The following is a 1,339-nucleotide window of genomic DNA, read 5'->3' as shown; positions in this document are numbered from 1 at the left end:
AATTGCAATATTAAATGCAACACCTAATGAAAATCATGTAGATATAGGATTTGGAACAAATCATATATAACCTTAAGCCCATCTTAGTTAACAAATTGAGCGAAGGTCGTGATTTGTCAAGGGTTAAAGTCAGGCGAAGCCTGCCCCTTGACAAATCACGAACGAGCTCTAAACTTTATAATGGATGGGCTTAACAGATTTTTGCCAGCTCTTCATAAAAGTATTCCTTAGGCGTTTTGTAATTTAACAATTTTCGTGGAAGGTTATTAAGCCAGTTTTCTACTCTCTTTATCGTATCTATAGATAAATCTTTAATACTTTTACCTTTAGGGATGAAACGTCGTATAAGACCGTTATGTCGTTCATTTGTAGCTCTTTCCCAAGATGAATATGGATGTGTATAATATACTTCTACGCCATATTCTAAAAGAGCACTTTCTAAATCACTAAACTCTGTACCATTATCAGATGTTATTGTTTTAAAGACCTTGCTTAAATTGTCACCAAACATATCTTTTAATTTTGATAATGCATCTTTAACAGATTTATTGTCTTTTGCATCTAATAAGAATATTATTTCATGGCGAGTCTTACGCTCTATTAATGTTAAAAGGACCTTGTCATTAGATTTCTTGCCAATTAACGTATCTATTTCCCAATGCCCAAAAACTTCACGGCTTTCAACTTCTTTAGGCCTAAAATCAATACTTTTACCCATAATACGTTTATTTTTACGATTTTGTTTCTTTCTTGGTTTTAAACGTAGTTTTAAAGGTAAATCAATGTTTTTAACTTTTAATAATCCTCTATCTATATAGTTGTACAGTGTTTTAGTACAAACAATAGTTTTATTATTCCAGCTTGGGTCTTTTTTACAATAGCCTACAACTGCATCTGGTGACCATTTTTCATTTAATATTTTATTTTCAGCATATTTCAAAAAATCTTCTGCTTTAGCTACTTTAAATTTAGCTCCGCAATTTGAGCGATTTTTTTCGTAGATAGCTTGACCGGTTTCAGGAAAATAGCTTGTATAAGAAGATAAATCACTTCTAAGTTGTGTAGTAGTTCCACGTTTAATTTCACGGCTTATAGTGCTTGGAGATCGATTAAGTTTTTTAGCAATATACCGAATACTTCTTCCTTCTTTGAGTAATGCATAGATTTCTCCTCGTTCATAGCTACTTAAGTGTTTAAAAGAACGCTTTTTTGTGGTATCATTATTATGAACCATAGTGAAAATCCTCCTTGTATGATGTTTAGTTGACACCTATATCATACACGATTTTCACTATGGTTTCTATTCTTTTATCTGTTGCATTTAATTATACAACTAACC

At 31.7% G+C, this 1,339-nt stretch carries 1 protein-coding gene; it reads right to left on the bottom strand.

The window, feature by feature from the left end:
- Positions 1 to 190: 190 nt before the first annotated feature.
- Entirely contained in the window at positions 191 to 1,234 is a 1,044-nt protein-coding gene (locus I4N53_RS00525) for an IS30 family transposase (protein WP_011025138.1), read from the bottom strand.
- Positions 1,235 to 1,339 lie beyond the last annotated feature (105 nt).

The sequence above is a fragment of the Thermoanaerobacter sp. CM-CNRG TB177 genome, from assembly GCF_018588165.1.
Taxonomy (GTDB): domain Bacteria; phylum Bacillota; class Thermoanaerobacteria; order Thermoanaerobacterales; family Thermoanaerobacteraceae; genus Thermoanaerobacter; species Thermoanaerobacter thermocopriae.
This window is presented reverse-complemented; position numbering and strand designations above follow the sequence as displayed.